Annotated in this window: 19 protein-coding genes and 1 tRNA gene; 8 read left to right on the forward strand and 12 right to left on the reverse strand. The window is 29.2% G+C overall.

The window, feature by feature from the left end; genetic code table 11:
- Positions 1–8 precede the first annotated feature (8 nt).
- From Q0776_RS07470 to Q0776_RS07510, 9 genes are all read right to left on the reverse strand, one after another.
- Complete coding sequence (locus Q0776_RS07470) at positions 9–437, reverse strand: DUF2147 domain-containing protein (protein ID WP_298366606.1); 429 nt, start codon at positions 435–437, stop codon at positions 9–11.
- Between the two features lie 11 nt (positions 438–448).
- Positions 449–967: an HAD-IIIA family hydrolase gene (locus tag Q0776_RS07475; RefSeq protein ID WP_298366608.1), complete on the reverse strand. Its 519-nt coding sequence runs from the start codon at positions 965–967 to the stop codon at positions 449–451.
- Entirely contained in the window at positions 951–1,712 is a 762-nt protein-coding gene (locus tag Q0776_RS07480; RefSeq protein ID WP_298366611.1) for a Rossmann-like and DUF2520 domain-containing protein, read from the reverse strand. Before Q0776_RS07480 ends, Q0776_RS07475 begins: the two co-directional genes overlap by 17 nt.
- Positions 1,713–1,848: 136 nt before the next feature.
- Positions 1,849–4,578, reverse strand: a complete 2,730-nt coding sequence (ppdK, locus tag Q0776_RS07485; protein WP_298366613.1) for a pyruvate, phosphate dikinase — start codon at positions 4,576–4,578, stop codon at positions 1,849–1,851.
- Between the two features lie 291 nt (positions 4,579–4,869).
- Positions 4,870–6,195, reverse strand: coding sequence for a TolC family protein (locus Q0776_RS07490; protein WP_298366615.1), 1,326 nt, complete (start codon positions 6,193–6,195; stop codon positions 4,870–4,872).
- Positions 6,179–9,382 carry an efflux RND transporter permease subunit gene (locus Q0776_RS07495; RefSeq protein ID WP_298366618.1) on the reverse strand — a complete coding sequence of 1,068 codons (3,204 nt, stop codon included), beginning with the start codon at positions 9,380–9,382 and terminating at the stop codon, positions 6,179–6,181. Before Q0776_RS07495 ends, Q0776_RS07490 begins: the two co-directional genes overlap by 17 nt.
- On the reverse strand, positions 9,382–10,497 hold the full coding sequence (locus Q0776_RS07500; RefSeq protein WP_298366620.1) for an HlyD family efflux transporter periplasmic adaptor subunit: 1,116 nt from the start codon (positions 10,495–10,497) through the stop codon (positions 9,382–9,384). The genes Q0776_RS07495 and Q0776_RS07500 overlap by 1 nt, the downstream gene beginning before the upstream one ends.
- A complete protein-coding gene (locus tag Q0776_RS07505; protein ID WP_298366623.1) occupies positions 10,494–10,940 on the reverse strand; it encodes a MarR family winged helix-turn-helix transcriptional regulator in 447 nt (148 codons plus the stop codon). The genes Q0776_RS07500 and Q0776_RS07505 overlap by 4 nt, the downstream gene beginning before the upstream one ends.
- Positions 10,941–11,071: 131 nt before the next feature.
- Positions 11,072–11,929, reverse strand: a complete 858-nt coding sequence (locus Q0776_RS07510) for a Two component regulator three Y domain protein (RefSeq protein ID WP_298366625.1) — start codon at positions 11,927–11,929, stop codon at positions 11,072–11,074.
- Positions 11,930–12,156: 227 nt separating this feature from the next.
- On the opposite strand from Q0776_RS07510, the gene bshB1 reads away from it, so the two are divergent.
- From bshB1 to Q0776_RS07525, 3 genes are all read left to right on the forward strand, one after another.
- Positions 12,157–12,873 carry a bacillithiol biosynthesis deacetylase BshB1 gene (bshB1, locus tag Q0776_RS07515; protein ID WP_298366627.1) on the forward strand — a complete coding sequence of 239 codons (717 nt, stop codon included), beginning with the start codon at positions 12,157–12,159 and terminating at the stop codon, positions 12,871–12,873.
- Positions 12,874–12,926: 53 nt separating this feature from the next.
- Positions 12,927–13,002 (forward strand) — tRNA-His (locus tag Q0776_RS07520).
- Between the two features lie 118 nt (positions 13,003–13,120).
- Positions 13,121–13,813, forward strand: a complete 693-nt coding sequence (locus tag Q0776_RS07525; protein WP_298366629.1) for a hypothetical protein — start codon at positions 13,121–13,123, stop codon at positions 13,811–13,813.
- Here the strand turns inward: Q0776_RS07525 and uvrA are convergent, their stop codons facing one another.
- Positions 13,814–16,597, reverse strand: a complete 2,784-nt coding sequence (uvrA, locus tag Q0776_RS07530; RefSeq protein WP_298366632.1) for an excinuclease ABC subunit UvrA — start codon at positions 16,595–16,597, stop codon at positions 13,814–13,816.
- A gap of 352 nt (positions 16,598–16,949) precedes the next feature.
- Here uvrA and Q0776_RS07535 point away from each other — a divergent pair, with 352 nt between their 5' ends.
- The 3 genes from Q0776_RS07535 (at position 16,950) to Q0776_RS07545 (ending at position 21,824) form a co-directional block, all read left to right on the forward strand.
- Entirely contained in the window at positions 16,950–20,924 is a 3,975-nt protein-coding gene (locus Q0776_RS07535; protein WP_298366635.1) for an FG-GAP-like repeat-containing protein, read from the forward strand.
- Between the two features lie 128 nt (positions 20,925–21,052).
- Positions 21,053–21,637: a sigma-70 family RNA polymerase sigma factor gene (locus tag Q0776_RS07540; RefSeq protein ID WP_298366638.1), complete on the forward strand. Its 585-nt coding sequence runs from the start codon at positions 21,053–21,055 to the stop codon at positions 21,635–21,637.
- Between the two features lie 46 nt (positions 21,638–21,683).
- Positions 21,684–21,824, forward strand: coding sequence for a hypothetical protein (locus tag Q0776_RS07545; protein ID WP_298366641.1), 141 nt, complete (start codon positions 21,684–21,686; stop codon positions 21,822–21,824).
- A gap of 36 nt (positions 21,825–21,860) precedes the next feature.
- Here Q0776_RS07545 and nth read toward each other — a convergent pair whose 3' ends face one another.
- Positions 21,861–22,496 (reverse strand): endonuclease III, encoded by a 636-nt coding sequence (nth, locus tag Q0776_RS07550; RefSeq protein WP_298366642.1) that lies wholly within the window; start codon positions 22,494–22,496, stop codon positions 21,861–21,863.
- Positions 22,497–22,615: 119 nt separating this feature from the next.
- Between nth and bcp the strand changes: the two genes are divergently transcribed.
- Positions 22,616–23,068: a thioredoxin-dependent thiol peroxidase gene (bcp, locus tag Q0776_RS07555; RefSeq protein ID WP_298366644.1), complete on the forward strand. Its 453-nt coding sequence runs from the start codon at positions 22,616–22,618 to the stop codon at positions 23,066–23,068.
- Positions 23,069–23,189: 121 nt separating this feature from the next.
- A complete protein-coding gene (locus tag Q0776_RS07560) occupies positions 23,190–23,960 on the forward strand; it encodes a helix-turn-helix transcriptional regulator (protein WP_298366645.1) in 771 nt (256 codons plus the stop codon).
- A 244-nt stretch (positions 23,961–24,204) separates the two neighbouring features.
- On the opposite strand, the gene Q0776_RS07565 is transcribed toward Q0776_RS07560, so the two are convergent.
- Positions 24,205–26,652 (reverse strand): carboxypeptidase-like regulatory domain-containing protein, encoded by a 2,448-nt coding sequence (locus Q0776_RS07565; RefSeq protein WP_298366647.1) that lies wholly within the window; start codon positions 26,650–26,652, stop codon positions 24,205–24,207.
- Positions 26,653–26,658 lie beyond the last annotated feature (6 nt).

The raw sequence follows: 26,658 nt of genomic DNA on the forward strand, positions 1-26,658 counted from the left end.
CAGGCTTTTTAGTTTTTAATCCAATACTGAGTTCTACCAATTAAAGCAAAACCAAGATAACCTCTTACTTTTAATTTATTATCACTTTCAAGAGTAATATAACATTTATATTCTTTACCAGTTTTAGGATCAAGTATTTTTGCTCCATTCCATTCGTTTCCATCTTTTGTTAATCCATTAATGATAACCATACCTTTAATAGGTTTATTTTTGTTTAAACCTTTACAGTTTTCACAAAGTTTATCTTTTTTTCCTTTTTCGAGTAAAGCTTTAACTTTTGCATAAGCTTTTCCATCTTGTTCGTAAATTTCTACAATGGATTTGGTGTTTCCAGTTTCATCATCAATTGTTTTCCATTCTCCAAAAATTGATTGTGAATTGCACGTTAATGTAAATAACAATAAAAAAGCAATTCTAAATAATAACTGTTTAAACATAATAAATTAATTTAAGCATTATACTGTCCTTCCCACTTACCTTGAACTTTTAAAACTTGTTCAATAACATCTCTTACACAACCTAAGCCTCCTTTTTTTTGTGAAATATAATCAGAAATTCCTTGAATTTCAGCCACAGCGTCTTTTGGACAAGTTGCCAATCCAACCAATTTCATTACAGGAAAATCAGGAATATCATCACCCATATATAATATTTCTTCAGGTTTAATATTGTTTTTAGCTATATAGTCTTCATATAATTCCATTTTAGCATGGGCACCCAAATAAATATCTTTTATACCTAATGCTTCCAATCTTTTTCGAACTCCTTCATTGTTTCCACCAGAAATAATACAAACATTATAGCCAGCCATAACAGCAGTTTTCATGGCGTAACCATCTTTTGTGTTCATTAAACGTGTTAATTCACCCGATGATGAAATATGAACCATTCCGTTTGTTAAAACTCCATCTACATCAAACATAAATGTTGTAATTTGAGGCATTATTTCTTTATAACTTTTTTCCATAAGTTTCTATTATCGATTTTGTAAGTATTGAATATATTTTTTGTTGATTTTCATTCAACAATTCTAAATGTTTGTTAATTGTTTTTGAATCTTTTCTAATTGCCGGTCCAGTTTGTGCATCGAAAGGTTGTAAATCAATTATTTTGTTTGAAGTTTCTTTTATTAATGGTTTTAAAATTTCAAATGGAATGTTATTTTCATCACAAATTTCATTTCCTAAATAATATAAATGATTTACAAAGTTGTTAACAAATACAGCTGCTACGTGTAACTTTTTTCGTTGTTCCGAATTAATATTATAAGAATTACTTCCAAGTAAAGTTGAAATTTTTTTAAGCAATTTAAAATCTAATTTATTCTCTGTTTCTAAGCAAAAAGGAACTTCTTTAAAATTAATTTCTTTTTCTTTTGAAAAAGATTGGAGCGGATAAAAAACACCTTTTCTTGAATTAGATTGAAGTTCTGTGATATTTGCTGCTCCAGATGTATGAACAACTAGTTTGTTTTTCAATACTAGTTTTGACGTTAATTCTGAAATTGCATTGTCTGAAACTGAAACAATATAGATATCTGCGTCTTTTAATTCGTCTATGTTGTTAGTAATTAAAGTTTTACCTTTTAAATATTTGATTTTACTTAAACTCCTATTATATACCTGAACTAAATTAATTGAGGATGTTTTTAACATAGTATTTGTTAAATGAAATGCTAAGTTTCCTCCACCAAGTATAACAACTTTTATCATGTTGCGAATATAGTAGATTTAGTTGGTAAAATTAAAGTTGAACACTAACTTTTCGATGATAATTGATCTTGACATTAATCAAAAAAACCCCATCTAATTAAAGATGGAGTTTTTATTATTAACTAAAAAAATTAAATTATGCATTTTCTTTTATTGCCGCTTGTGCAGAAGCAATACGAGCAATTGGCACTCTATAAGGAGAGCAACTAACATAATTCATTCCGGTTCTATAGCAAAATTCTACAGAACTTGGTTCACCACCATGTTCACCACAAATACCTACTTTTAAATTAGGTTTAGAACTCCTACCTTTTAGTGTTCCCATTTGAACTAATTGTCCAACACCTTCTTGATCTAATACTTCAAATGGATCATTTTTTAAAATACCTTTTTCTATATAAATAGGTAAAAATTTACCAGCATCATCACGAGAATAACCAAACGCCATTTGAGTTAAATCATTAGTTCCAAATGAGAAGAAATCGGCTTTTTTAGCAATTAAATCGGCTGTTAAAGCAGCGCGAGGAATTTCTATCATTGTTCCAACTAAATATTCAATGGAGTCATTTCTTTCTTCAAAAACTTTATTTGCGGTTGTTCTAATAATCGCTTCTTGACTTTCAAATTCAGCAATAGTACCAATTAACGGAACCATTATTTCAGGTTTAGCTTCAATTCCTTTTTCTTTCAAATTTAAGGCAGCTTCAATAATAGCTCTAGCTTGCATTTCGGTAATTTCAGGATATGTAATTCCTAATCTACATCCTCTATGACCTAACATTGGGTTAAATTCTTCTAGCTCGGCTACCTTACTTTTTACCTCTGCTAAAGAAATATGCATGTCTTCGGCTAAACTTCTTTGAGTTTCTAATTGGTGAGGAACAAATTCATGTAAAGGTGGGTCTAATAATCGAACTGTAACTGGTAATCCAGCCATTGCTTCAAAAATTCCTTCAAAATCACTACGTTGCATTGGTAATAATTCATTTAGAGCTTCTTTTCTACCTTTTACAGTATCGGCTAAAATCATTTCGCGCATAGCTTTAATTCTGTCTACTTCAAAGAACATATGCTCGGTTCGTGTTAAACCAATACCTTGAGCTCCAAATTTTACAGCTACTTTGGCATCTTTAGGAGAATCTGCATTTGTTCTAACTTGCATAGTAGCATATTTATTAGAAAGCTCCATTATTTCAGCAAATTCGCCACTTAATTCCGGTTCACTAGTTGCTACTTTTCCTTCAATTATATTTCCGGTAGAACCATTTAAAGAAATCCAATCACCTTCATGATATTCATGTCCGTCTACAGTTAAGGTTCTATCCTTATAATTAATTTTTAGAGCTCCAGCACCAGAAACACAACATTTACCCATACCACGTGCAACAACAGCTGCGTGAGATGTCATACCTCCACGTGCAGTTAAAATACCTTTTGCGATGTTCATTCCTTCCAAATCTTCTGGAGAGGTTTCAATACGAACTAATATACTGTGCTTGTATTTTGCTGCTTCATCTGCAAAAAATACAATTTTACCAGTTGCAGCTCCAGGAGATGCAGGTAGTCCTTGTGCAATTACGTGTGCTTTTTTTAATGCTTTTGGATCAAATATAGGGTGTAATAATTCGTCTAATTTATTTGGTTCTATACTTAATAAAGCTTCTTTTTCAGAAATTAAACCTTCTTTCATTGAGTCCATTGCAATTTTAACCATTGCAGCACCAGTACGTTTACCATTTCGGGTTTGAAGTATCCAAAGTTTACCATCTTGCATTGTAAACTCCATGTCTTGCATATCACGATAGTGTAGTTCAAGCTTTTTTTGATACTCATTTAATTCATTGTAAATAGCAGGCATTAATTCTTCTAGTGAAGGGTAATTTGCAACTCTGTCTTCTTCATCAACTTTTGCTAATTGAGCCCAGCGCAAAGAACCTTCTTTTGTAATTTGTTGCGGAGTTCTTGTTCCGGCAACTACATCTTCACCTTGAGCATCAATTAAATATTCTCCATTAAAAACATTTTCTCCAGTTCCAGCGTCACGAGTAAAGCAAACACCGGTTCCAGAATTTTCGCCCATATTACCGTAAACCATTGCTTGAACGTTTACAGCTGTTCCCCAATCTGATGGGTAACCGTGCATATTTCTGTAATAAACGGCTCTATCTCCATTCCAACTATTAAATACTGCTACAACTGCTCCCCATAATTGATCCCAAGGGTCAGTTGGAAAATCGTGTCCTGTACGTTTTTTTACGGCATCTTTAAAATCATATACTAAATCCTTTAAATCTTGAATAGTAAATTGGGTGTCTAATTCAATATCTCTTTTATCTTTTAGGTGTTCCATAATTTCTTCAAAAGGATCAATATCTTCTTTAGATTCAGGTTTCATTCCTAAAACAACATCACCATACATTTGAATAAAGCGTCTATAAGAATCCCAAGCAAAACGTTCATTCCCCGATTTTTTAGCTAATCCTATAACTGCCTCATCATTTAATCCTAAGTTTAATACTGTATCCATCATACCAGGCATTGAAACTCTCGCTCCAGAACGAACCGAAACTAATAATGGGTTTTCTTTGTCACCAAATTTGGCACCCATTATATGTTCTATATTTTCTATAGAAGCTTCAACTTCAGCTTTTATCATATCAACAACAGCTTCTTGCCCTAGTAAATTGTATTCTGTGCAAACTTCTGTAGTAATGGTAAATCCAGGAGGAACTGGAATTCCAATTTTACTCATTTCGGCTAAATTTGCTCCTTTACCTCCTAATAGGTTTTTCATAGTACTATTACCATCGGCTTCCTTATTTCCGAACTTGTATACTCTAGTTTTAATTTCTTGTACCGTCTCCATCTATTTAATTATTATTGGTTATTCTTTATACTTATTCAAACAAATTTAGTTTCATTTATTTATGTTTAATATGACTTTTATCATTCTAAGGCGGTATTTTTGTCTATAAGTAATCATTGTTACAAACTTTTTATAGACTATTTAAAAATTAGTAAAAACAATTAGAATTCTTTTAAAATATTGAAATACAAACGAAAGTGAATTGAAATAAAATTTAGTTTATTATAATTAAGACAAAAAAAAACCGAATGATTTTTATCATTCGGTTTTTTTAAGTTATTAATATAACTATTAGAATTCCTGATTTAATAAATCTCCGGTAAGTTGTAGCAATAATAACTCTGCATTTTTAGCATCGTATTTTGCACTATTAAAACTAGATCTTGAGTTTAATAAATTAACTTGAGCTTGTCTAAATTCAATTGAAGTTATTTGTCCAAGTTTAAACTGCTCTTCTGTTCTTTGAAAATTTCTTAAACTTGTTTCAACATTTTTTTCTTCTGAAGTTAAAATAAATAAAGAGTTGTTATATATTTCTAAAGCATTTGAAACTGTTCTTTCCAGTTCATTTGTAATTTGTTCTTTTTGAACTTTTAAATTATCTGCGCTTATTTTCGCATTTTGTATACGAGTTTTGGCAGAACCTCCGTCAAAAATATTCCAGTTTAAACTTAATCCCGCACTTAAACCACTTGAAATTTGTTGTGTAAAGGCAAATGCAGCATCATTTTCGGTATCGTTATAACTATATGAACTGTTTAGACTTAGGCTAGGTAATAAACTGGATTTATTTATATTTATGTCAAAATCGCTTAGTTCTATATTTTTATTTACTTTTTGCATTTCAACATTGTACTTTTTTGCTTTAGACATTAAGGTTTCAAGGTCAAAGGCCAATTCAAATTTTAAATTAGTGTTAACTTCAAAATCTGTATTTACATCTCTACCTAAAACTAGATTTAGATTTCGTTTTGAATTTGCTAATAAACGTGCCGTATTTATATAAGTAATGCTGTCTCTATTAACATCTACTTCTGCATTTAGTACTTCTAGCTTGGTGTTTTGACCGTACTCATATCCATATTGAGCTCTTTTTAATCTATTTTTAGAGATTAATAATGATTGAGAAAGATTTTCATTGTTTTCGGATAATTCAGAGACTTCGTAATACAAAGTAAACAATTGTAAAAGTGAGTTTTCAATTATTGTTTGTGCTTCTAGTTCTGATAAATTATAACTTTCTTTTAATTTTTGATAGGTATATTTTCTTCCAAAACCATCAAAGAGAGTATAGTTTACACCTATTGAAGCATTATAAATTGTAGATTCTGCTCCGTCAATTTTTATAAGAGTATTATCTTGTAATGTGTTCTCGGTATCTTTATTGCTATAAGTTATACCTGCATTTGCAGACAATTTAGGTAAATAACCACTATTATATATGCTAGCATTATTTTTAGCAATTTTAACATTATTATTGGCCATTTTTATTCCATAATTATGTTCTAATGCTAAACTTACAGCTTGTTTTTTTGTTAATAATTTTGAATCTTGAGCGTAGTTCGAAACTATACCTAAGAAAAATACTAATATTATTAATTTAATGTTCTGCATCATATTCTGATTTTTGTTCAATAATTGCTCTTTCAACTTCTTCTTTAGTAACTTTTTTACCGGTACGTAACCATTTTAAATTAACCTTTATTGTATTTCCTAAAGAAAGTAATAGAGGTAACATAACAAGTGTTAACACAGTAGCAATTCCAATCCCATAAGAAATTGCAACTGCCATTGGTTTTAGAAACTGAGCTTGTCTACTTTTTTCAAGTAGAAGAGGAGCTAAACCTGCAATAGTTGTTAATGATGTTAAAAAAATAGCTCTAAACCTGGATAAACCTGCCTTATAAAGTGCTTGATCGTATTTTAAGCCTTCTTTTAAATAAGAGTTGAATTTACCAATCAACACCAATCCATCGTTTACTAAAATCCCAATCAAGGCAATAATTCCTAAAGCTGAAAGTATATTTATTGGAAAGCCATGTATATAATGTCCCCAAGCAACACCAATTAAGCTAAATGGTATCATTATCATTAATAATAAAGGTTGATCGTAACTTCTAAATGTAAACGCTATTGTAATATAAATTAGCAGTAAAATTATTGGAAATACAACTTTTGCCGAACCTACTGTTTTTGCTGCTTCTCTATTTTGACCTTCATAAATAGCTGATACAGTTGGATATTTAGATAAAATATTGGGTAATACATTAATTTTAATATCATCTAACGCTTCCGTTGCACTTGCCGTTGGATCTGTTAATTCTGACGAAACTTGAATTTCTCGTTTACCTTCTAAATGGTTTATTGCAACTTCACCTCTTTGTATAGTATAAGTGGCAATTTCAGAAAAAGGAACTTTACCACCGCTAGGTGTATTAATCCACATATCATCTAAATTTTTAATAGATGAACGATCTTCTTTTTTATATCGAACCCAAACCTTAATTTCATCTTGTCCACGTTGAAAACGTTGTGCTTGATATCCGAAGAAACCAGAACGAACTTGAGTCATAACGGTACGTAAATTTAGTCCTAATAAATACGCGTTATCTTTTAAACTTATTTGAACTTCTTTAATTCCAAGAGGATCATTATCTGTTATATCCTTTAATTCAGGATTTCTATTCATTTCTGCTTTTAATTCTTCTTTAGCAGCCTTTAATTCGTTAATGTTGTTACCCAAAAGAGAAATTGCAATTGGACTTCCACCTAATCTACCTCCAGAACCAAAGCTTAGACTTTCTACACCATAAAATTTACCTGCTTTTTCTCTTATTGAAGTTGTTATATCTGGAGATGAAAAATCCCGAGATTCTCCTGGAAGTAAGTTAATAGTTAAAGTTGCATTTGATGTTCCGGGTCCAATTCGTTTAATTATATTTTGAACAACTGGAAGGTTTCCTGTTTGCTTTTTAGTATATTCCTCACTAACTAGCCAAACACTTTGTTCAATTTTTGAAATAATAGAATCTGTTATTTTTTCATTTGTTCCTTGAGGCATTTTTAAAGTAATAGCAATCCTATCACTCGCTATTTTTGGAAAAAAATCTGTTTTTATAATTCCTCCTTTTATACTTGCTATTGTTAAAATTAATAAGATTAATGGAATTACAAATCCAGCAAGTTTATTTCGTAAAAAGAATTTTAAAAATGGAGCATATATATTATCTCTAATAAAAAATAAAAACAGTTCCGATTTTTTATTTACAGCAGAAAAAAACTGATTAATTTTTGATTTTTTTCGTACAATTAAATTGCCAAATTCATCCTTACGTTTAACCAACGCACTAGAATGTGCAATATGTGCAGGTAAAATTATTAATGCTTCAATTAGTGAAATTGTAAGCGTAAGTATAACAACTGAGGCAACTTCACCAAAAAATTTACCAATTCTACCATCTAAAAAGTAAAATGTAGAAAATGCTAATAAAGTTGTAAGTATTGCAGAAACAATAGGAGGAACCACCTCTAAAGTTCCATCAATGGCTGCTCTAATTGGCTTTTTACCTTTTTCATAATGGTTATAAATATTTTCTCCAATTACAATACCATCATCAACTAAAATACCAATAACAATAATCATCCCAAATAATGAAAGAACATTAATGGTAATATTTAACATTGGTGCAAAAATAAACATACCGAAGAAAGATATTGGTAGTCCTACAGCAACCCAAAATGCTAATTTAGGATTAAGAAATAAAGATAAAAATAACAACACTAGTAAAATACCAATTGTACCATTTTCAGCTAATAATTGAGTTCTTTGCATTAAAACAATAGAATTATCACTTGCTATATCAATCCTTACATTATCATGTTCTTGATTAAATTTATCGATATACTCATTAATAAGGTTTGCCGATTTAATTAAATCTTCACTATTAGTATTTGTAATGGAAATGTTTAGAGCCATTTCTCCATTAAAATAAATTCTATCAGGCTCTTCAGACCAAGTGTCTTTTACTGTTGCAATATCACTTAAACGAATAATATTTCCAGAAGCATCAGTTTTAACAACTATGTTTAATAGTTCTATTCCTTGATATTTTTTGTTTCTAGCTCTAATTAAATAATCTTCTTCTGAAGTTTTAATATTTCCACCAGAAATTAATAAATTGGCATCAGAAACAGCTGTTGCTACTTGTTGAAAAGTTATATCATATGCGCGTAACTCACTTTCGTTTAATGAAATATCAATTTCTTCGTCTGGAAAACCTGTTAAAGACACCTGAGAAATTCCATCAATTCCTCTTATATCATTTTCAATATTTCTACCATACTGTTTTATTGTTGCTAACGGTAAATCATCACCGCTTACGGTAAATGTAATTGTTTGATTTACACTTTCAATTTTTGCAATAATTGGAGGTTCCATTCCCGAAGGAAATGAAGGAACCCTATCTACGGCATTTTTAACATCTGCCAAAACAACATCAATATTTTTGCCTTTTTCAACCTCAATATTAATTGTTGCAGAATTTTCTTGTGAAACTGATGTTACCCTATCAACACCAACAATACCTTTTAAATTGTCTTCAATTTTTAAAACAATTCCTTCTTCCATTTCTTCTGGAGATGCTCCAGGATAGGTTACGTTTACCTTAATCTCATCCGAATCGGATAAAGGAAAAAATGAAGATTTCATTGAAAGTACTCCAATTACCCCAAAAACTAAAAAAGAAACAATGAAGATATTTACTGCAACGGGATACTTTATAAAATAAGTAATTATTTTTTTCATTATTCTTTTTCGTTAATAGTTTTTACTAACATACCATCATATGCTCCTGGTAAACTTTTGGATAAAATAGAAGTTCCATTTTCCAAACCTTTTATAATTACAGATTCATTTCCAAAGTAAATAGGATCAATTTTAACCAATTTTAAAACGGTATCATTTACAATAAAAACTTTACTGTCATCTACCAATAATTTTCTGGAAATTTCAATAGCATTTTCAATTTCTTTAGTATCTAATTCAGCATTTAGGTACATTCCATCTCGTAAATCTTTTCCTTTTAATTGTAAATAAGCTTTAATGGATTGTGTTGATTGATCAACTTTAGCATTTACTCGAACAATAGTTGCATTCCATTTTTTTGTATTATTTAAATTACTAACCTTAACTTTATTTCCTTTTTTTAATAAATGAGCATAAGCTTCATTAACATTTACTTCTAGTTCGAACACTGAGGTATCAATAAATTCACCTAATTTTTGCCCAGCTCTTACCAAGGTTCCTTGGGATACCAAGGCCTCCGTTAAAATGCCTGAAAAAGGTGCTTTTAAAGTATATTTATAGAGTTTTGCTTCTAAATTTTTAACATTATAGTAATTAGTTAAAATTCCTCTACCTGAAATAAAGAATTTTTCTTTTTCAGAATTAGTTTTAGGTAAAATAGGCGTTGATTTATTAATATCGAAATTACTTAAATAGTCCTGCCATTTACTATATTCATTAGGATAATCTAATTGAATATCGGGCATAATTGCAGTTAAACTATTGAAAAAAGCACTTTTTACAGATTGCAGATTGGCATAAAACTCATCACTATTTAAAGCTAAAATTGTTTGACCTTTATAAAATTCAGTACCCGCTTTAAAGTCTTTACCAATAGGTTTTAAAACACCTTGAACTTCTGCAAACAAATCAATTTTATTTTTTGCAACTAAATTTCCACTTGTTGTAATTGTTACTGGTAAACTTTTATTTTCAACTTTTTTAGTATATACCGTTTTTACAATTTTGTTAAAAGTAGGTTTCTTTTTTTTGCTCAAATTTGCAATTTTGTTACCTGCAAAAATAGCTCCAATTAGCGCAATAATGCTTACTATTATTATTACTGTTTTTCTCATAATTTGAATAGATGTTCTTTGTTTATGTTTAGTTGTATTTTTTCAATTGTTGCAATACAAGTTTTTAAATCTTCGTTAGATATGCCTTTTTGTAAATAACCTATAGTTTGTTTTACAATTGGAAATGTAGTTTTAAAAATATTTTTTCCATAGGTGGTTAAATAAACGTTTTTAATTCTTTTATCTATGCTACTCGATTTTCTAGAAATGAGTTTTTTCTTTTCCATATTAGAGATAAGACGAGATAGTGAAGTTTTATCACATTCAGTAATAAAGGCTAAATTTTGTTGCTGTTGACCATCTTTTTCCGATAAAATTTTTAATACCACAAATTGCTCGCGTGATAAATTTATATTTTTATCCTTAAAAATTTTGGTAATAACAGTTCCAAGCATTTTACCGGTTTTGCCTATATGTGGAATTAACTCATTGTCCAAAAACATCTCTATGGTTTTTGGCAAAATTAAAGTAAATAATAATTAGTTGCATATACAACTATGTTAAATAGTGTTAACTTTTTAACAAAAAAAATCACTCAATAGAGTGATTTTTTTTTCCAAACTAATTCTAACGATTATTTTAATGAAATTCTAGCCTGAGATACAGGATTCGAATAAATAGGGGTTGGGGTTTTCATTAAATTGTTATATTCAACATTTCTAAGAGAAGATAAATCTTTAATTATAAAATTAATATCTCCAATAAGTTTATTTTCATTAAGTAATAAGGTTTCAAGTTTTAAAAGATTACTTAATTCTGAAGGTAACGTCCCTTCAAATAAATTGTTAGACAGTGCCAACTCTTTTAAATTTTCTAATTTACCTATTTCAATTGGAAGTTCTCCATACATTTCATTATCGAAAAAACTTATTACTTCAATATTTTTAAAATTCCCAATTCTTTTAGAAATAGCTCCAGTAAATTTGTTACTACTCAATTGTAGAATTTCTAATTTTTCTAAATTATAAATAGAACTTGGTAATTCACCCGTTAATAAATTATTAAATAAAACTAATTCTTTTAAGTTATTAATTTCACCAATATTTGCAGGTAATTCACCTTCAAGTTTATTCATAAATAATTCAATTGTTTCTAAGGATTTGTTTTTACATATTTCAGTAGGAATAGTTCCGTGTAACTGATTAAACCCAAGGTTTAAATTTGTTAATGAATTTAAATTTCCAATAGTAGAAGGTAAAGTACCTTCTAAATTATTCATACTTAAATTTAATTCAACAACAACATTATTTTTAACTGTTACACCGTGCCAAGTGCTTATATCTTTGGTAAGGTCCCAGGAGTTGTTCCAATTTTCTCCATTAGTTGAATTATATAAATCAATTAATGCGTTTTTTTCAATATCCGAAATTTGTGAAAAAGCAACCGTAGAAAATGTTAAAAATAACAATAGGATTGGGGTAAATATTTTCATAATCTTGGGGTTTTAATTATTTGTACTTCTCAAATATAGGACCAATGTAGCTATTTTTATTTAAACAAACAATAAAAACTTACCGTTTATTTGTAAAAAACTACCATTTATTGAAAAAAAACACCTTTTAAGGGTTTTTCATTACTTTTTTATTTATTCCACAATCTTATTCTTTTCTCTTCATAGTGAAACCAAATTATTTATATTTGTTCAAAAGAAAAAAAATTATGAAGTTAGACATATTGGCTATTGGGGCTCATCCCGACGACGTTGAATTAGGGTGTGGGGCTACTATTGCAAAAGAAATAAATTTAGGAAAGAATGTTGGAATATTAGATTTAACTCAAGGAGAATTAGGAACAAGGGGATCGGCTGAAATTAGAAATAAAGAATCGTCCTTGGCAGCTAAAATTTTAGGAGTTAAAATTAGAGAGAATATAAAGATAGAGGATGGTTTTTTTGAAAACAATAAAGAAAATCAGATTAAAATAATTGAAATAATTAGAAAGTATCAGCCAGAAATAGTTTTATGTAATGCAATTGATGATAGACATATTGATCACCCCAAAGGTAGTAAATTAGTTTCAGATGCTTGTTTTTTATCTGGTTTAAGAAAAATTGAAACAACTTTAAACGGAGAGGAGCAAAAAGCTTGGAGACCAAAGTTTGTATACCATTATATACAATGGAAAAATATTGAACCAGATTTTGTAGTTGATGTAACCGGATTTATAGATAAAAAAGTAGAAGCAGTACTTGCTTATAAATCTCAATTTTACGATCCAAATAGTAATGAACCAAATTCGCCAATTACAAGTAAGAATTTTTTGGATAGTATAACTTATAGAGCAAAAGATTTAGGACGATTAATAGGAAAAGATTATGCAGAAGGTTTTAATACAGAACGTTACGTGGCAATTGATTCTTTAAGTAAATTAATTTAAAAAAATGTTTGTAGAAAAACATAAAAGTTATACATTTGCATCCGCGATTAAATGGTGGTTGTAGCTCAGCTGGTTAGAGCGCCGGATTGTGGTTCCGGAGGTCGCCGGTTCGAACCCGGTCTTCCACCCAAAATTAAAGGTCTGTTTTACAGACCTTTTTTTGTGTAAAAAAGTTTTTTTAAGATAAGTTTTGCTTAAAAAAACAATTAATTTAATAGTTTTACCAATCATAAAACAAATTAACAAAATGAAACATCTTATTTACATACTTTCTTTTGTATTAGCAACAACGGCAATAGCTCAAAATTCTGATAATTTATCTTTAGAAAAGGAAAAATTAAAACTAGCTTTAAGTTATAGTGATGAAGAAGTAGCATCTTCAGCTATGTATAATATTATTGCTATTGAAGGCCCACAAAGTACCTATAAAGATAGTTTAGCTTATTTATATTTTAATAATGCTAAGTATGTTTCTTGTTTTTTAGTAACTGATGATATTTTAAAAAGAAAACCAAATGATGTAGCTTTATTAGAAATGAATGCTGTTTCATTAGAATCTATGGGCGCTATAAGTAAGGCTGCTGAAGTGTATGCTAATTTACTTACAAAAACAAATAATAATTACCACGCATATAAGTTAGCTGGTTTACAAGTTTCGTTAAAAAAACTTGAGGAAGCTTATGTTACAATTAAAAAAGCAAAAGAACTTAAGGATACGGGTAAAGTTAAAATTACTTTTCAGGTAAATAAAAATTACAATCAAAATGTTGATTTAAATGCAGCGATAGCTTATTTAGAAGGAATAATAGCTTTACAATTAAACAAAACAGGTGAAGCCAAGTTAAGTTTAATGAGAGCTATAAATTTATTCCCAGATTTTGCACTTGCAAAAAGTAAATTAACAATTATTGAAAGTTCTGAAAACCAAAAAGAAAATTAGTTAACTTAATTTTTCAGCTAAATAAGAGGCTGTGTAGGAATCTTTACATTTTGCTAAATCTTCAGGAGTTCCTTGAAATAGGAGTGAACCTCCTTTTTTACCACCTTCTTTCCCTAAATCAATTATGTAATCTGCGCATTTTATTAAATCAATGTTATGTTCAATTACAACAATAGAATGACCATTGTTTATAAGTGCGTTAAACGATTTTAATAATTTTTTAATATCGTGAAAATGTAAACCAGTTGTAGGTTCATCAAAAATAAACAAAGATTTTTCTTGACGTGTACCTTTTACTAAAAACGATGCAAGTTTTATACGTTGTGCTTCTCCACCAGAAAGTGTTGATGATGATTGACCAAGAGTTACGTAGCCAAGTCCAACATCTTGTAAAGGCTGTAATTTTCGAACTATTTTAGTTTCTCCATTTTTATTAAAAAATTCAATAGCATCATTAATTGTACTATTTAAAATATCATTAATTGATTTTTGTTGAAATTTAACTTCTAAAACTTCTTTTTTAAATCGTTTCCCTTTACAAGTCTCACATTCTAAATGAACATCAGCCATAAATTGCATTTCAATAGTAACTTCACCTTCACCTTTGCAAACTTCACATCGGCCACCTTCTACATTGAAAGAGAAATGTTTAGGTTGATAATTTCTAATTTTCGCTAATTTTTCAGAAGCAAATAAAGCTCTTATGTCGTCGTATGCTTTTATATATGTTACGGGATTAGATCTGCTTGAACGACCAATTGGGTTTTGATCAATAAATTCGATATGCTCAATTGAATTAAAGTTTCCTCTTATTTCAGTAAACTGTCCAACTTTTTCTCCATATCCACCAATTTTCTTTTGAATAGCAGGAAACAAAATTTTACTAACCAGTGTACTTTTTCCACTTCCTGATACACCCGTGACAACTGTTAAGCCATTTAGGGGGAATTTAACATCAATATTTTTTAAATTGTTTTCGCGAGCTCCAATTATTTCAATAAAATTTTTAGATTTCCTTCTATTTATAGGTATTTCAATTTGTTTACTACCATTTAAGTAGTTTGCGGTTAAAGAGTTGGAATTTAGAATATCATTAAATGAACCTTCCGCAACAATTTCACCTCCTAAAGTTCCTGCTTCAGGGCCTATATCAATAATCATATCGGCTGCTTTCATAATATCTTCATCATGTTCTACAACAATAACAGTATTTCCTAAGTTTCGAAGATCTTTAAGCACATTAATTAATCGTTCGGTATCTTTGGGGTGTAAACCAATGCTTGGCTCATCCAAAATATACATGGAGCCAACTAAGCTACTACCTAAAGATGTGGCTAAATTAATGCGTTGGCTTTCTCCACCAGATAGCGTATTTGATGTTCTGTTTAATGTTAAATAACTTAAACCAACATTATTTAAAAACTGTAGTCGATTGTTTATTTCCACTAATAAACGTTTTGCTATTTTCTCGTCATATTTATCGAGTTTTAATTTCTTAAAAAAAACAATTAATTCTTTTAACGGTAAATCCACCAAATCACTAATGTTTTTGTTGTTAATTTTAACAAAATTGGTTTCCTCACGTAATCTTTTGCCATCACAAACACTACATTTGGTTTTTCCTCTGTAGCGAGAGAGCATTACTCTATATTGAATTTTATAGCTTTGTTCCTCAAGAAAGGAGAAAAACTGATTAATTCCTTCAAAAGAAGAATTTCCATTCCAAATAAGGTTTTTTTGTTCTAAGGTTAATTCAAACCACGGTTTATGGATTGGAATATCAAATTTATAGGCGTGATTTACTAATTGATTTTTAAAATTACTAAAAGAATCAGATTTCCAAGGTAAAATAGCATTTTCATAAATTGATAATGCGGTGTTTGGAATTACTAAATCCTCATCTATTCCAATAACACTTCCATAACCTTCACATTTTGGACAGGCTCCATATGGGTTATTAAAACTAAACAAATGCGTGTTTGGCTCTAAAAAAGTTTTTCCGTCTAGTTCAAATTTATTATTAAATGAAACTATTGTTTTAGAGTTTAAGTTTTCTAAAATACATTCTCCTTTCCCTTCAAAAAAAGCAGTTTGTGTAGCATCTCCAAGTCTATTATAAAAATCTTCATCATCCTTAGTCACAATTCTATCTATAACCAATAAAAAATCGTGTTCAATTTCGGTTGTAACTTCTTCAATTCTTAAAATTTCATTCTTATATTTAATTCTAGAATATCCTTGTTGTGCAAGAATTTTTAAAGTTTGCAAAACACTTCTTTCTTCTGGAATATGCACTGGAGCTAACAATAATAATTTAGTATTGAGTTCTAATTTTTTTATATAATTTAAAACATCGCTAACTGTGTGTTTTTTTACTTCATTACCCGAAATAGGTGAATATGTTTTGCCTATTCTAGCAAATAATAGTTTTAAATAGTCGTAAATTTCTGTAGAAGTCCCAACGGTAGAACGTGGATTTGTAGAGTTTACTTTTTGCTCAATAGCAATTGCTGGAGCAATTCCCTTTATATAGTCTACTTTTGGTTTATTTAAACGACCTAAAAATTGTCTTGCATATGAAGACAGACTCTCAACATATCTTCTTTGACCTTCAGCAAAAAGCGTGTCAAAAGCCAAACTTGATTTTCCTGAACCTGATAAACCTGTTATTACAACTAATTTATTACGTGGTATAGCAACATCAATATTTTTTAAATTATGAAGTTTTGCTCCTTTAATAAGTATGTTTTCCTTTGGATTTAAGGATGCAATATTTTTTGTCATTTTTTGCTAAAAAAGTGAATAAAGGCAAATGTAATGACAATATTTGGAAAATTATTGATAGAAATAGTCATAAATTAAAAATTTTTAATAAATAGTTTTGAATTATTTTTTAAAGTTTTATTTATTACTAAAATCGCCTTATATTTAGTGTTGAATAGATTGTTTTTAATCTGAAAACTAGAAAACTATGCCGTAAGTACAATTATTTAATAATTGTCCATTAAACGTTAAAAAAAAACTAACTAAAAAACATTTTTAGCATTCTAGGATTAGAAATATTTTAAAGTTTTATAAATAAATGATCATAAGGCAAATAATAAAAAAAATAACCAGTACAGTTTTAGTCATTTTTTTGAGTTGTAATTTACTTGTATTTGCTCAAAATTTTCAACGTGTTGAGGAGCAATCCAATTTAGGTAGCTTAAAACAAAATAATGGAGTTGCTGTTGCGGATTACGATCTAGATAATGACCTTGACATATTTGTTGTTGCTAAGGGAAAAGATCAAAACGGAAATGAATTTAGTCATAGCAAGCTTTTTAGAAATAATAACGATGGATCCTTTCAGGATGTTACCATAGAATCAGGCTTAATTAATTTATTACCAGAGAATAACAGTGAAGAGTTTGCAGGTTTAGATGGGTTTAAATATGGAGTGTCTTGGGGAGATTATGACAATGACGGATATCCCGATATCTTTTTTACTTTTTTAAATTCTGTGAAATTATTTCATAATGAAGGTAATGGAACCTTTATTGAAAAAACAAATGAGGCAGGAATTGATAGTGAAAATGGTTGTAGAAATGCTGGTGCTACTTGGTTCGATTTTAATAATGATGGTTTTTTAGATTTATATATATCTGAATGGGGTGCTTGTAGCTACAATAGTTTTTATTTAAACAATGGAAATGGAACATTTGAAAATGTATCAGAGCAATATGGAAACACAAATCCTAGAAGAAAATCTTATATGAGTCTTCCGTTTGATTTTAATAAAGATGGATGGATGGATTTATACATTACCAATGATAAAACATTTCAAAACGAACTATATATAAATCATAACGGTACTAGTATTACAAGTGAAGCCCAAAGCTATGGATTAGATAATTCCAGAGATGATATGGGATTAGCAATGGGAGATTATGATAACGATGGAAACTTTGATATTTATATTACCAATATAAATGCTAATGTTTTTCTAAAAAATAAAGGGGACAATACTTTTGAAGATATAGCAGTTGAAAAAAACCTAGTAGATACCGGTTGGGCGTGGGATGCTGTATTTGCAGATTTTGATCTTGACGGATACGAAGATTTATTTGTTGTTAACGGATTTAAGATTACAAATGATCCAGCTGAACATAATTTTTATTTCAAAAATGTAAAAACTGATGGGCAACATAATTTTATAGATAGTACAGAAGAAATGAACCTTAAAGGTCTAACAACTAGTGTTGGTGCAACTCCATTTGATTATGACAATGATGGTGATTTGGATTTGTTTGTAACAAACAGTGATAGAGATTCTTATTTTTATAAAAATCAGATTATAAATGAAACAGATTCTAATGAATTGAAGTGGTTTAAAGTATCATTAATAGGTACAACTTCAAATAGAAATGCCATTGGTACTACAATATCAATTACAACCAATTTAGGTTCATATCATCGTTATTATTCAGGAGTAGGTTTTTTATCTCAAAGCATACAACCTGTGCATTTTGGCTTAGAGGCAGCAAATCAAATTGAAAATATTAAAATTAAATGGCCTTCTGGTATAGAGGAAACTTATGAAAACCTTCCGTTAAATAAAACCATACTTGCAACTGAAGGATTAGGGTTTGAAATTCTTGATATTCAGCCAAGTTTAAAAATTGAAGGGTGTACCGATCCCAATTCTTGTAATTATAATCCTGAAGCGTCATTGGATGATGGCTCTTGCAGTTATTTAGAATCTAAACAAATTTCAGGAAATACCAATTCTGGATTTTTAAAAAATGAAGTATATACCTATCCATTGTCTGATGGAGCTACAGGTATTTGGGAAGTTCACGGGGGAGAAATTATATCAGGTTTTGGAACAAGTTCAATTACTATAAAATGGGGATTAGAATCCATTGGAACTGTATCTGTTGTTGAATCTAAAGAGTGTTCTAGTTTACCTGTAGAACTTTCAGTTAATTTAGGGGTATCTCAAACTTTGGAAAATAAATCTGTTGCTAGATTATGGAATGAAGCATTATTGGAGTCCATACGCAACGATTTTGCACGACCTACAGTTCACGCAAGAAATCTTTTTCATACAAGTATAGCAATGTACGATGCCTGGGCTATTTATGATAATAAGGCGGTACCATATCTCACGGGTAATAAATTTGATAATTATGAAAGTAGTTTGGAAGAATTTACTCCGCAAGAATCGATTGAAGCATCTAGAAATAAGGCTATAAGTTTTGCTTCGTATCGTGTTCTTTCTCATCGCTTTAAAAATTCACCAGATTTTACAAAGTCACAAAAAATTTATAATTTGTTAATGGAACAATTGGGTTATGATATAAATAATGATAGTGCCAATTATATGGATGGTGATGCGGCAGCATTGGGAAATTATATAGCTCAATGCATAATAAATTTTGGGTATACCGATGGGTCAAGAGAGTTTTTTGATTATAGTAATGAATTTTATTCTCCGGTAAACGAACCTTTGTCACCAATTATTTCAGGAAATAGTAATTTAACAGATCCTAATAGATGGCAACCGTTAAATTTAGATGTTTATATTGATCAAAGTGGTAATTTGATAGAAGGTAGTACACCAGATTTTTTAAGTCCTGAATGGGGAAATGTTACACCATTTGCAATGCAAAATGAAGATGTCAATTTTTATAATAGAAATGGAAATAATTACGCTGTTTACAAGGATCCTGGTAAACCTCCTTTATTGAATGACAATGAATCAACTGTCTCAAGTGATGCTTATAAGTGGGGATTTTCTCTTGTTTCAGTTTGGGGAGCTCATCACGACCCAAATGATGGTGTAATCTGGGATATTTCACCTAATAGTATAGGTAACATTTCATTTAATCAATTACCAAATGATTATACAAACTACTCTAATTTTTATAATACATTTATAGGAGGTGATATAAGTGAAGGCCATTCTATAAACCCAATTACTAAAGCAAAATATAATGAACAGTTGGTACCAAGGGGTGATTACACTAGAGTGTTAGCTGAATTTTGGGCTGATGGACCTGATTCAGAAACTCCACCAGGCCATTGGTTTACTATTTTAAATTATGTTAATGATAATCCTCAATTAATAAAGAAATTAAATGGAGAGGGTGAGGTGCTTAATAATTTGGAATGGGACGTTAAATCCTATTTTATTTTGGGAGGTACAATGCATGATGCGGCAATTGCTGCTTGGAGTATTAAGGGATGGTATGATTATATTAGGCCTATTTCAGCTATTAGACATTTAGCAGACAAAGGACAAAGTACAAATCCTAATTTAGATAATTATAATTCTGAAGGATTACCATTAATTAATGGTTATATAGAATTAGTTGAACCAGGAGATGAACTAGAAGGACAACTTGAGGAAAATATTGGTAAAATTAAATTATATACTTGGAGAGGTCCAAATTACATCGAAGATGCAAGTGTTAATAGCGCAGGAGTTGGATGGATATTGGCTGAAAATTGGTGGCCTTATCAAAGGCCTACATTTGTTACTCCTCCTTTTGCTGGTTATGTTTCGGGACATTCAACTTATTCAAGAGCAGCAGCCGAAGTTATGACCTTAATTACTGGGGATGAATTTTTCCCTGGAGGTATTGGAGAATTTGTTGCAAGAAAAAACGAATTCTTAGTTTTTGAAAAGGGGCCAAGTGTAGATGTTTATTTACAATGGGCAACATATAAAGATGCGTCAGATCAATGCAGTTTGTCTAGAATTTGGGGAGGTATTCACCCTCCAGCAGATGACATACCTGGAAGATTAATTGGTTACGAAATAGGTCATGAGGCATATAATTTTGCCGTTCCATATTTCAATCAGAAAGTTATTGAACCAATACAGAATGAACAAAGAGAAGTTTATCCAAATCCAATAATTTCAGATGAAATAGCAGTTTATAATTGTATTGAGTCGGATAAGTTTAGTTTATTTGATTTAAAAGGTGTTCAAATACCAATTTTAAAAGAAGTATTTAATGAAGGAAGCTTGAAATATACATTAAAAATTTCATCGTCAATTTCAACGGGTGTATATATATTAAAAATTAATGAAATGTCTAAAATTTTACTAATATCAAATTAATTATTTGTATTTTAAATAAAAATATCCCATATTTGAATATTCATCAAAAAAAAGAATGCCTATATATTAAAATTACTTTTTTATAAAAATTATAAAATACAATTTAACCCCTATAATGTATTTAAATTATGGAAAGTAAAGTTATTGCCGATAGTGTTCTAGTAAGCAACTATATTAATGGAAGTGAAAGATCACTTGAAATTTTAATTATTCGTCATAAGCAGCGAATATTTAGTTTTATATTATCTAAAGTTTTAGACAGAGAAGTTGCCGAAGATATTTTTCAAGACACATTTATTAAAGTTATAAACACCTTAAAAAGAGGAGCGTACAACGAAGAAGGGAAGTTTTTACCTTGGGTTATGAGAATAGCACATAATTTGGTAATTGATTATTTCAGAAGAAACAAACGTATACCAACATTTAAAAACACAGATGAATTCGATATTTTTAGCATCATTAGTGATGAAGTATTAAATATTGAAAAACAATTAATAAAAGATCAAATATTAGAAGATATAAGAGGATTAATTGTAGAATTACCAGAAGATCAGAAAGAAGTTTTACTTATGCGCATGTATAAAGATATGAGCTTTAAAGAAATTGCAGAAAACACGGGTGTAAGCATTAATACAGCGTTAGGTCGTATGCGATATGCCCTTATAAATTTGAGAAAATTAATAGAAAAACATAAAATAATTTTAGTAAATTAAAATAAAATTAAAAGTTCTTCGTTAATACTGTATAAACCACGTATATATGATGAAACTTTACACTAAAAAGTCTCCAAATATGGAGCATCCTAGAAAAGAAATAATTCAATATTTGATTAATTACTCCAAGCAATTGAGAGTTGTAAAAACCAACAAAAACGATTATATTGAATTACATTTGAATTAATGTTCTTAAAACCCATTTTTAACCAAAATGGGTTTTTTATTTTATTAAAGATTTTCTTCCTATTGCTTTAAAAATAATATCTTTTTCAATATCCCAATTTCTGGCAGGAGAATACTCTCTTCCATAAAAAATAATTTGCAAATGTAATTTGTTCCATAATTCTTTTGGAAATAATCGTTTAGCGTCTTTTTCTGTTTGCACAACATTTTTTCCATTTGTTAATCCCCATCTATACATTAAACGGTGAATATGAGTATCTACTGGAAATGCAGGAATTCCAAAGGCTTGACTCATAACAACACTCGCTGTTTTATGACCAACAGCTGGCAAAGCTTCTAAATCTTCAAAATTTCGAGGAACCTTTCCATGATGCTTTTCAATAAGTATTTTTGAAAGCCCAAAAATTCCTTTTGATTTCATTGGGGATAATCCCACAGGTTTTATAATTTCTCTTATTTCTTCAACACTTAATTTTACCATATCATATGGGTTATCTGCTTTTGCAAACAAAATAGGAGTAATTTTATTTACGCCTACATCAGTACTTTGGGCAGACATTAAAACGGCAATTAATAACGTATACGGATCTTTATGATCTAAAGGTATTGGAACTTCTGGATATAATTTTTCAAGTGTTTCAATAATAAATTGTACTTTTTCTTTCTTAGTCATTTAGGTTTTGTAAAAATTTAATGTTGAAAGATAAAAATAGTTTAATTAAAAGAAAAAGGAATTAGTTTATATCTTTTAAAGTGGTTAAATTTGATCTTCAATTTAAAATTAAAATGATTATGACAACATTAAAAGTAGGAGATAAAGCACCAAATTTCGAAGCATTTGATCAGGAAGGAAATATTATTAAGTTGTCTAATTATATAGGTAAAAAACTTGTTTTATTTTTTTACCCAAAGGCAAGTACTCCTGGTTGTACAATGCAAGCTTGTAACTTACGAGATAATTATCAGATGTTTATTGCCAAAGGTTATGATGTTTTAGGTGTAAGTGCAGATTCCCAGAAAAGGCAACAAAATTTTATTAATAAAAATAACTTACCATTTCCATTGTTGGCAGATGAAAATAAAGATGTTATTAATGCTTTTGGGGTTTGGGGACCTAAAAAATTTATGGGCCGTGAATACGACGGAATTCATAGAACAACTTTTATTATTGATGAAAAAGGTGTTATTGAAGATATTATCATTAAAGTAAAAACAAAACAACATACAAGCCAAATTATTGAATAATTTTTTGGTTTAATAAAAAAAAACTATTTTTAAATAATTCTTAATCAGATACATAAATAACTTCTGCTATTTTATGCATTGATTAAACTTTTTAATTTCATTAAAAAATTATTTAAAAAAAATGGCTTTAACTAAAATAAAAAAGATTTACTCTAAAATTTTTGATTCTTATGGTTGTAATTTAGTAGAAAAGCATATTTCAAAAATAATTGAATTAGATGAGTTTTTGCCTTATAGCTCAACCTTTTTTTGTGTAACAAATACACAAACCTTATCATTCGAATATATTAGTAAAAACCTAAAGTCATGTGTTGGGCTTTCTCCATCATTATTTAGGGAAGAAGGTATGAGGTACTTTTGGAGTAGAATTCATCCAGATGATATTGATTTATGGTTGACAGGCTTAAATGAACTAATGAATTATACGGTTAACGAAATTTCATTGGAGGATAGAAGCAGAATGAATTATACTTGGAATTTTAGATTTAAAAACTCCAATGAAGAATATGTAAATATTATTCAAAATACAACTCCCCTTGAATTTGATACTCAAAAAAAACCTATTATTGGTTTAGCGCATTATTCAGTATTAAATTCTAATATTAAAATGGATATTTGTGCCTCAGCCAAATTATTGAATCTAAATGATGAGTATGAAACAATGTATTTTAATAATTTCTCTCAAAAATTACTTACTGATGGAATTTCGAATAGAGAACGTGATATTGTTAGATTGTTAGTTTTAAACAATTCTAGTAAAGAAATTGCAAAAAAACTTTGTATTTCCTCTAATACAGTAGACACTCATAGAAGAAATATTTTAAAAAAAATGAAAATTTCTACAACAGGAGAACTTATTGGTATGCTAAAAATGAATAAAATAGTACTATAAATTTAGAAGATTATGATAAATACTCAATTTGAGTATTTTAATAATGTTTAATTATTTCTAAATTTACAAAGAGGAAAACTGCTAAAAGATATTGTGTTTGTTTAAATTAAACTTTGGGCAAAGTATTATTGACTATTTATTAGAGGTGAAGAATTTTATTTAATAAGGGTATTGATTTTGAATTCTAACCGATTGATTGAATAAATTAGAATTAATGAATACAGTACATTAGTGGTTTCCTTTTTTAAAACTTTATATCCATTTTTAAATTTAATAATCTCGGAGTCATATAATTTGGTATTCCATAATACCTTTTGGAATAAGAATCTCTAACCCAGGTGTTTGTAATTGAATTTTGCACATCAAACATATTAAAAATTTCAAAACCAACACTTAATTCCTTAATATCATTCAACCATTTACTATTCGATTTGTTATTATAATCTTTAAAAATATAAGAAATTCCAATATCAGCTCGTTTATAAGCATTTAATCTACCCTGATATTCGTAAGGGTTTGAATAGGAGGGAGCTCCTCCCGGTAAACCCGAGTTAAAAACCAAATTTAAATACATTTTAATTTTAGGAATATTGGGAACATAATCTTGAAAAAGCATTGCGAATTTAAATCGTTGATCTGTTGGTCTAGATATAAAACCTTGGTTATTATAGTTTTCTTCAGTTTTTAGAAAACCAATGCTTACCCAACTTTCTGTTCCGGGAACAAATTCACCATTTAACCTTAAATCCACACCAGTAGCGTAAGCCGTAGCATTGTTATCTGCTATGTACCTAATCTTAACATTATCAAGTGTATAGGTGTTAACATTTGATAGGTTTTTATAATATATTTCGGAAACTAATTTAAAAGGTCTGTTCCATAAATTAAAACTAAAATCATTTCCAACTACAAATTGAATTGATTTTTGAGTTTCAACAGTTGTATTAATTTTTCCGTCAAAATCTCTAAGTTCTTTATAAAAAGGCGGTTGATTATACATTCCACCAGATATTCTAAACAACATATCTTTGTTCCAATCTGGTTTAATTGCAAATTGCCCACGTAAACTATAAATTATTTTATTGCTAGTTTCTAAGTTTTCTCCATTAACATTCCAATTATGAGAGCGAATACCTAAATTATACCATATTTTATGATTGTTCCATTGAGAAATATTACTGTATTGCGTAAACCAAACAAGTCTATCAATTTTTAATTTGTTATTGGCACTAACACTTTGAAAGGGAGCTAATTCACCCGAAAATGGCTCGTATGGTTGATTATTTTGAAACTGATTTGGTGGTCTAACACTAAACCCTACAGAATCAATTATTTCCCATTCTTTTATTCGATCTTTAATATCTTCAATTTGATATTTAACACCAAAATCTATTCTATGATTCTTTTTTTTGTAAGTTCCTTTAACTTCCGAATTAGCTATTAAAGCATCAATATCATTACGAGCATGATTTAATTGAGAACCAATTCCTTCTGAAAATTCAACATCTCCAAAATTTTCTGAAGCAAAATCGTTATTAACTTCTCCAACATTGTAACTAGCTAAAATATCATAATATTCCTCTTCAATGGTATGATATGTAGAAGTTGAAAAACTTAAATCTAAATTTTTATTAACAGAGTATGAGCCTTTTAAAGCTCCAAAAAGTGTTTTAAATTTGTCTTTTTCTTTTCCGTTATAATATACAATTAACTCTAAAGGATCATCCAAGGTTCCAAATTTAGTCCTTCTAGTTTTTGGGATGTAATTATAATTATTAAGTGTAAAATTACCTAAAAACTCAAACTTCAATTTGGGGTTTAGGGTATATGTTAAAAAGGATTGAACATCTGTGAAATTAGGGTTTGCATTAGTTTCAATATCCTTACTATTTATAAATAAACTGTTATCTCTATATCTAATTCCAAGCAAAGAACTAAATTTTTTATTTGGAGAAATACCTTCAAGAGTAAAACTCCCACCTAGAAGACTTGCATTAACACTTGCTGCAAATTCGCTTGGTTTTTTATAAGTAATATCTAGAACCGATGATAATTTATCTCCAAATTTCGCCTGAAAACCACCAGCGGAGAAACTAACATTTTGTACCATTGCTCCATTTACAAAACTTAAACCCTCTTGCTGTCCCGATCTTACTAAAAAAGGTCGATAAACTTCAATACCATTAACATAAACTAAATTTTCATCAAAATTACCACCTCTAACATTATATTGAGTACTTAATTCGTTAGTGTTATTAACACCAGGAAGTGTCATTAAAATATTCTCTACACCTTGGTTTGCACCGGGTATTTTAGAAATATTTTCTGGGTTTACTTTAATTAATCCTTGTGCATCTTTTTTATGATCTTCAATAACTACCTCATTAATTTCTTCTATACTTATTATTAAGGTAGGAGAATATCGAAATGTTTTATTTGCCGGAATATTAATTACTTTTTGAATTGTTCTAAATCCTAAATGTTTAAAATTTACGATTACCTTATTATTAGCATTAATTTTTAACTCATATTCTCCTTTTGCATTTGATGTAGTACCCCGATTTTTAGTGAAAATTGAAACTCCTTCAATAGGAATTTTACTTTCATTTTTTATGATTCCCTTTATCTTAGCGGTTTGTGCTGAAATAATAATTGACGAAAATAGTAGTATTAAAGAAGTGAATTTTTTCAAAGTTTA

This window comes from uncultured Lutibacter sp. (assembly GCF_947495725.1).
Taxonomy (GTDB): Bacteria; Bacteroidota; Bacteroidia; order Flavobacteriales; family Flavobacteriaceae; genus Lutibacter.